Genomic DNA, 8,055 nt, shown 5'->3' with positions numbered 1-8,055 from the left:
GCCGTATATAAGCGGATGATAAGCGGGAGATGGACAATTATCGATCAAAGGGGTTCCCTTTTTTATCGCTGCTCAGTACCCACCGGAAAGCGTTTATAAAGAGAAGTTTTTGAGTTGCATCTGTGAAAAAACTCTAATGCCTGCAGGGCAAATTCTACATGTGCTTTTTCAGCATGCTCAGTGTAATATACAAGTGCCTTGAACCTGGGTGATGTGGCATAATTTGCAGGGTACTCTTTTTGATCTTGTGCAATTATCTCAAGAGTGATAATCGAAAAGATAAACATAACAAACAGGATCTTGAGAATTAAGTTTTTCATAAAGAATAATGTTAGTGCTTTTAAATTCTTAATCAGTTAACTCTTATGTTTTTCGAAATGAATCATCTCAGATTGCAGATCATTTTCTGCTATGTAGTCGTTTATTACCTCCAGAAACTGTGCGCCAAAACGTGCTAGCTTCTTTTTGCCAAATCCATAAATTTTTAAAAGATCTTTTTCAGTTTCAGGCATATAATCAGCCATTTGTACTAGCGTTTTTGTTGAAGCAACAATATAAGGTGGTAGGTTCTCGTTTTCACTAATATAATTTCGTATTTGAACAAGCTCATTCAGAAGATCAGGATGTTTCGATTTAAGTTGAACAGTTGACTTGCCACGACTATATGATTTAATATTAAAATCGGGCTTAATGAAACTATTTCGTGCACTATAATAGGTCTCAACACTGAAATTGCATGCAGTATGTTTTATCATATGCATTTTGAGAGCTGCAGAATTGTATATCATAGATAATGATTCATCATAGGATTTTGCAACAGCCTTACTATCAGTTGTGGCGGGTGATCTCTTTAGTGATGCCATCAGATAGTCAAGTTTTTCTGCAAAGTAATCAGAAGAAGAGTTTAGTCGCTCCGACAGAAACTCTGTGTCTACTATTTCCCTACTGACAATTCTCTCTAACTGCACTCTGAACTTTTCTGCTACGTTCTCAATCTCATTCAGCTGTTTGAATATACTTTCAGCAAAGGGGATGGTCTCTTCGTTGAAAGATGGTTCCTCTCCTTTAGTGATATTTAACCAGGATTGTGCATCATTGCATAGTGAACTGAAATTGTACAGCTGTAATAATAAGCTTGTTCTAAACTTACTCTTGGCAAGATCCAATTCGTTAATGATAGATTTATGGTCTTGTTTATATGAGGAAAATTGAACAACCTGATCGTCTACACGTATGCTTTCGTAGTTTACCCTGCTTTTTAAAACGATTCCTTCCAAAGATCTGCAGCGACTCAATGCAACGTATACCTGACCGGGCGAGAAAGCATTGCCGGCATCAATTATTGCTTTATCAAATGTTAGTCCCTGACTTTTATGAATTGTTATAGCCCAAGCTAAACGTAAAGGTATCTGTTCAAAAGTACCGATTATCTTTTCCTCAATAGTGTTATTTTCAGGATTGGTGTTATATTGGATGTTTTCCCAGATTAATGGGGTGACAATTATTTCATCTCTGTCGCCGGGGCATTCTACTGTAATCTGATCACCATCAATAGAGATAATTACACCTATTTTTCCGTTATAAAACCTGCGGGGTGTCTCAATGTCATTTTTTATAAACATCACTTTGGCCCCCTCTTTTAATTCCAGAACCTCGTCAATTGGATAAGCATTTTCAGGGAAATTGCCTTTTATTACTGCATGAAATTCATGGATTGGAGACTTTAGCTTATCAAGTTCAGTATTATTTATGCTATCAGCGCTGTAATTGTGAGTTGTCAAAGTGATGTAGTTCTCCTCTGCTTGTGGTATAAACTCGGGAAAATATCTGCTCTTAAGCAGACTAATACCTTCTGATGAGAGTGAGTTATTACGAACCTCGTTTAATACATTAATAAACTGATTATCTGATTGTCGGAATATTCTATCAAACTCAATATAGGTTGGTGGATATTTTTGAATAACATGACTGCTAAAAAAATAGACACTGTCATAGTAGTCAGATATGATACTCCACTCATCTGTTTTTGCTACAGGCGAAAGCTGATGCATATCACCAATAAAAATCATTTGTACACCGCCAAAAGGTTCTTCTCGCCTGTTGCGTATGGATCTGAGCACAGCATCAATAGCATCAAGCACATCAGCACGTACCATACTGATTTCATCAATAACAAGTACTTCAAGCTCTCTGATTACAGAGCGCCGCCTCTTGTTCATCTTTATACGGGAGATGAGAGATGATCTGCCTTCCGGGGTAGGAGCAAAGGGTGTAAACGGGAGTTGAAAAAAGGAGTGTATAGTTGTTCCACCTGCATTAATTGCTGCAACTCCCGTAGGTGCTACAATAGCTACCTGTTTGGCTGTTTCTTCGCGAAATTTATGCAAGAATGTAGTTTTACCGGTTCCTGCCTTACCAGTAATAAAAATATCTCTGTCTGTGTTGACAGCAAACTCCATTGCACATTCATATGGATTAGAAATAAGCATCTGAAAGCCCTCTTTTAATGATTTTCACAAATTTACCAAATTTAGAATATAGAAGGAAATGAAAATCTTAGGGAATACCTTAGAGTTTTTAAACCTTTTGTATGTGCAAGACTATAAATTGTAAAATGTTATAGTTGCAAATTAAATTATGAAGATGAAATGACTACATCCTATCAGGTACATCAATTCCGAATAAAGCCATACCTTTTTTAATTGTAAGAGCCACATTCCTGGATAGCAGAAGGCGGAAATCACGAAGCTGGCTATTCTCCTCACGAAGGATTGTAAAATCGTGATAGAACTGATTATACTCTTTTGCCAGATCGTAGATGTAGTTGGCTATCAGAGATACATTATACTCTGTGCCTGCCTGTTTCACTATACGGTCAAACTCACTAAGCAGCTGTACAAGTCCCTCCTCCTTTTCTGATAAAGAAATTGAGTTGCTGAGGTTTTCAGTTACTTCAATACCCTGAGCTTCTGCTTTTCTGATAACCGATTGTATACGTGCATGTGTGTATTGAATAAAAGGACCTGTATTCCCGTTGAAATCGATAGACTCTTTGGGGTTAAAGGTCATGTTTTTCTTAGGGTCAACTTTCAGAATGAAATATTTGAGAGCACCCAGTCCAACCATACGTGAAATAGCTTCTGCTTCTTCAGTTGTCACATCATCCAGCTTACCAAGTTCCTGAGAAGTTTCGTGTGCTGTTTCAATCATCTCTGCCATCAGGTCATCTGCATCAACAACAGTTCCTTCGCGTGACTTCATTTTTCCCTCAGGTAGCTCAACCATTCCATATGAGAAGTGAACAAGTCCTTTGCCGAACTCAAATCCAAGCATGTCAAGCAGTATTGATAGTACCTGAAAGTGATAATTCTGCTCATTGCCAACAACATAAATCATTTTGTCGATAGGGTAGTCATCAAAACGCATCTTTGCAGTTCCAATATCCTGTGTCATATAAACAGATGTACCGTCAGCACGCAAAAGCAGCTTGTGGTCCAAGCCATACGGAGTAAGATCAGCCCATACAGAACCATCCTCTTTTTGATAAAAGAGTCCCTCACTTAATCCACGTAATACCTCTTCCTTACCGGGGATATAGGTCTGTGATTCATAATAGATCTTATCAAAGGTGACACCCATCTGACTATAAGTTTCATCAAATCCAGCATATACCCAGTCGTTCATCATCTTCCATAGATTGACAGTTTCAGTATCATTAGCCTCCCATTTTCTAAGAAGTTCACGAGCCTCACTCATAAGCAGAGATTTCTCTTCCGCCTCCTCTTTCGAAAATCCTTTTTCCTGCAATTCAGCAATCTCTTTTTTATAATGCTGGTCGAACTTAACATAATAATCTCCAATCAGATGATCACCTTTCTTCCCAGAGGAAACCGGTGTCTCTCCATTTCCCCATTTCTGCCATGCCAGCATTGATTTACAGATATGTATACCGCGATCGTTTACAATATTTGTTTTAACAACACGTTTACCATTTGCTTTAAGCACTTCGCTAAGAGCATGGCCAAGTAGATTGTTCCTGACATGACCAAGGTGCAGAGGCTTATTTGTATTAGGTGATGAATATTCTACCATGAATAGCGGTGAGTCTTCGCTAACAGGAGTAAACCCATATTCGGGGTTAGAATTAATATTCTCAAGCAATTCCACCCATACCGATGGTGCAATGCTAAGGTTAAGAAACCCTTTTATAACATTGTATTCTGTAATGACGGTTGTTTTTTCAGAGAGATATTTTCCAATCTCCTCAGCTGTATCCTCAGGTTTTTTTCTTGATATCTTAAGAAGAGGAAACGTGACAAGGGTATAATGCCCTTTGAACTCTTTTTTGGTCTTCTGCAGAGTGATTTGAGACTCATCAACTTCTGCATTGTATAATATCTTTATTGCACCTATAATGGCTTCCTGAAGGAGATTTTCTATATTCATAATGATGATTTTGCTTACCAATTATGCAAAGTTAAGAATTTTTTATGGAGTAACAGATAAACTGTTTTCTAAATGGGATTTACAGAATTGTTTTTGATATTTTTTTCAGAGGTTACTATAGTGTTGGTTTTGTTAATAATATCCTGAATTACCAGACTTGAAAGCATGAACCCGAACACAGCGGTTACCTGGACCATTGTACCGTTTGTTTGAGCTTTCCTGAAACTACCGTTCTCATTAGCATTTGCAAGTGCATTTTCACCTCTGTTTCTTTGAATTTCCTCGCTATATACACAGAGAATTGGTTTTTCTGTTCTCTCACCCTTTCTTATTTTCTCTCTTAGTGCAGCACCAAGTTTGCAACCCCTCACTTTCCAAAACTCAGCCACTCTTATTTTCTGAGGGTCAAGCTTTAGTGCTGCTCCCATAGAAGAGAAGGTTACAGCATCTGTTTTTGAGGCAGCGACAAGAAGATGGGCCTTGTTTGACAGAGAGTCTATAGCATCTATTATATAATCATAATCCTCAAGATGAAACGATGCGGAAGATTCAGGATCATAAATTTCGGGTATTGATTTTATCACCGCAGAAGGGTTGATCTCTTGCAGTCGCTTTTGCAGCACCTCCACTTTTAGCTCACCCACAGTATTTGTAGTTGCAGGAAGCTGTCTGTTGATATTTGCCGCAGCTACGCGGTCAGAATCGACTATTGTAAGATTCATAATCCCGCTCCTTATTAGTGCTTCAGCACACCAGCTGCCAACTCCGCCAACTCCAAACAGTATGACTTTTTTAGCAATTATCTGTTGCATAGCGTCAGAACCTATCAATAATTCGGTGCGGGCAAATAGTTCGTTGTACTCCATAAATTTTAAATAATCTGCAAAATTAATATCTGTAAGGCATAAAAAAAAGCACATCCCGTTAAGAATGTGCTAATAAAAAAGAGTATCTCGAAATTGATTAATAATATTTATCGTTTTTAGGTTCAAAATAAGCCTGATCGTGAAGACATGCAGGACATTTCTTTGGAGCTTTTTTGCTGGTAATTACATAACCGCAGTTACGGCATTGCCACTCAATCTCCTCTTCACGCTCGAATACTTTACCTTCAACAACACGTTCGTATAATTTATTATACTGTTCTTCATGTATTGATTCTGCTTTAGCAATCATTCTGTACATGGTGGCTATTTCTTTGAACCCTTCCTCTTCTGCAATTTCTGCAAACTTTGGATACATATCTGTCCACTCCTCGTTTTCACCTTCTGCTGCAGCTTTCAGGTTTTCAGCTGTAGTTCCGATAACCCCTGCAGGAAAAGTAGCAGTGATCTCTAACATGCCACCTTCCAGATATTTAAACATTCTTTTTGCATGTTCCTGCTCCTGGTTGGCAGTTTCCTGGAAGATTGCTGCAATTTGTTCAAATCCCTCTTTTTTAGCCTGTTTAGCGAAATAGGTATAACGCATGCGTGCCTGTGATTCACCTGCAAAAGAAGTCATAAGATTCTTTTCAGTCTGTGTTCCTTTTAAACTTTTCATATTTGTATTTTATTATTTGTTATAAAGTTCACTCGATTGTTGTTAATGGCTGGATATAAAAAATGATGTTTGGGCTAAATTGTTTGTAATTTTACATTACATCAATATTTAAATACAAAAATAATAATTTATGTACTTAAATAAAAAATAGAAGACTCACGGTCAGTTATTTGGAATGATTCTAAATCTCACTCAGTTCAAGCCATCGCATGGTTTTTTCATCTATCAGGTTTAGTAGTTCTGTTAGTCGGTTAGATTTGCTCAGTAATTCATCAGTATTTAGTTTTCCGGATGAAATCTCTTCACTCAGTAGCTTCTTTTCTTCTTCCAATTCTTCAATTTCCTTCTCCAGTGATTCAAATTCGCGCTTCTCCTTGAAGGTCAGTTTAGTTTTAACTTCCTCTTTTTTTCTGCTGTCAGCAGGCTCAGACTCAGTTTTAACAATTTTAGCTACTTCGCTCTGTCTCTTGTCTTCCTCAGCTTTCCACTCTCTGTATTGAGTATAGTTACCCGGGTAGTTTTGAATTTTTGCATTTCCATGGAATACAAGCAGGTGATCCACAACTTTATCCATAAAATATCTGTCGTGAGAAATTACAATCAGACACCCTTTGAATGAAGCAAGATACTCCTCCAGAATATTCAATGTTATAATATCCAGATCGTTTGTAGGTTCATCTAGTACAAGGAAGTTAGGATTGGTTATAAGTACAGTGCACAGATATAGTCGCCTTTTTTCTCCTCCGCTCAACTTATAAACATAGTTGTGCTGTTTCTCAGGAGGGAACATGAAGTGTTGAAGAAACTGGGAGGCGGTAAGTTTTTTTCCATCACCCTGATCAATAACTTCGGCAATATCTGTTACAACATCAATTACTTTTTTCTGATCGTCGAACTGGAGGCCGTCCTGACTATAATATCCAAAATTTACTGTTTCACCAATTTCGAAGTATCCTTCGTCAGGTTTTTCTACTCCCAATAGCATTTTTATAAAGGTAGATTTGCCTGTTCCGTTATTGCCGACAATACCCATTTTTTCATACCTGGTAAAGTTGTAATTAAAATCATCCGTAATTTTAATATCACCAAAGCTTTTCGTTACATGCTTAGCCTCAAATATTTTTTTACCTATATATGAATTTATAGAGTTTAGCTGGATACTTTTTTCCTCACGCTGCTTTTTGGCTTTCTCCTCAAGTGTGTAGAATGCATCAATTCTTGATTTTGATTTTGTACCTCTGGCCTGGGGCTGTCGTCTCATCCAGTCAAGCTCTTTTCTCATTAGATTCTGAGCCCTCGACACCTCACTGTTCTGAGCCAGGATTCGCTCATCCCGTTTTTCAAGATAATATGAGTAGTTGCCTTTGTAGGAGTATACCTGTTTATCATCAATTTCAATTATCTGCGAACATACCCGATCCAGAAAATAGCGATCATGTGTAACCATCAGCAAACTGATGTTATTCCTGGAAAGATACTCTTCCAGCCATTCAACCATATCCAGATCAAGGTGGTTGGTAGGCTCATCAAGTATAATCAGTTCCGGCTCACTGATCAATACGTTTGCCAGCGCAACACGCTTGACCTGCCCACCGGACAGCTCACCTATCTTTTGATGGAAGTCGTATATCTTTAGCTGAGATAAAATGTTTTTAATCCTCTGCTCATAATCCCATGCATTATGCAGATCCATTTCTGCCAGTATGTGAGACAGTTCATTCTGATTATCCGAGGCGATTATATCTTCATACCTTGCAATCAGTCTTACTATGTCATTGTCAGCGCTAAAGCATGCCTCCAGTACTGTTAGATCAGGGTTGAATTCCGGAGACTGCTCAAGATAATCTACCCTGATATCATTCCGGAATACCACTCTACCACTATCGTATGGTTCTTTCCCTGATATGATATTCAACAGGGTTGTTTTACCCGAACCATTAGCTGCAATCAGTCCGATCTTATCTCCTTCAGCTATTCCGAAAGAGATATCTTTGAAGAGTAAAAGATCTCCAAAGCTTTTTGTAAGTGAGTCAATTTGAAGTAATGGATTGGGCATATATAAAAGAA

6 protein-coding genes are annotated in these 8,055 nt (G+C 38.0%); all 6 read right to left on the bottom strand.

The window, feature by feature from the left end:
• Positions 1–62 precede the first annotated feature (62 nt).
• The 6 genes from PHO43_RS03900 to PHO43_RS03875 all read right to left on the bottom strand — a co-directional run bounded on the left by PHO43_RS03900 (position 63) and on the right by PHO43_RS03875 (position 8,044).
• A complete protein-coding gene (locus PHO43_RS03900) occupies positions 63–320 on the bottom strand; it encodes a hypothetical protein (RefSeq protein ID WP_288008946.1) in 258 nt (85 codons plus the stop codon).
• Between the two features lie 36 nt (positions 321–356).
• Entirely contained in the window at positions 357–2,489 is a 2,133-nt protein-coding gene (locus PHO43_RS03895; protein ID WP_288008945.1) for an HRDC domain-containing protein, read from the bottom strand.
• 163 nt (positions 2,490–2,652) lie between these two features.
• A complete protein-coding gene (argS, locus tag PHO43_RS03890; protein ID WP_045090515.1) occupies positions 2,653–4,446 on the bottom strand; it encodes an arginine--tRNA ligase in 1,794 nt (597 codons plus the stop codon).
• Positions 4,447–4,514: 68 nt separating this feature from the next.
• Positions 4,515–5,312: a tRNA threonylcarbamoyladenosine dehydratase gene (locus PHO43_RS03885; protein WP_045090514.1), complete on the bottom strand. Its 798-nt coding sequence runs from the start codon at positions 5,310–5,312 to the stop codon at positions 4,515–4,517.
• A gap of 97 nt (positions 5,313–5,409) precedes the next feature.
• Complete coding sequence (rbr, locus tag PHO43_RS03880; protein WP_045090513.1) at positions 5,410–5,988, bottom strand: rubrerythrin; 579 nt, start codon at positions 5,986–5,988, stop codon at positions 5,410–5,412.
• Positions 5,989–6,169: 181 nt separating this feature from the next.
• Positions 6,170–8,044 carry an ABC-F family ATP-binding cassette domain-containing protein gene (locus tag PHO43_RS03875; protein WP_288011361.1) on the bottom strand — a complete coding sequence of 625 codons (1,875 nt, stop codon included), beginning with the start codon at positions 8,042–8,044 and terminating at the stop codon, positions 6,170–6,172.
• Positions 8,045–8,055 lie beyond the last annotated feature (11 nt).

The sequence above is a fragment of the Lascolabacillus sp. genome, from assembly GCF_028696275.1.
Taxonomy (GTDB): Bacteria; Bacteroidota; Bacteroidia; order Bacteroidales; family Dysgonomonadaceae; genus Proteiniphilum; species Proteiniphilum massiliensis.
The sequence above is the reverse complement of the archived record's forward strand: the minus strand, read 5'-3'. Positions and strand labels throughout refer to the sequence as shown.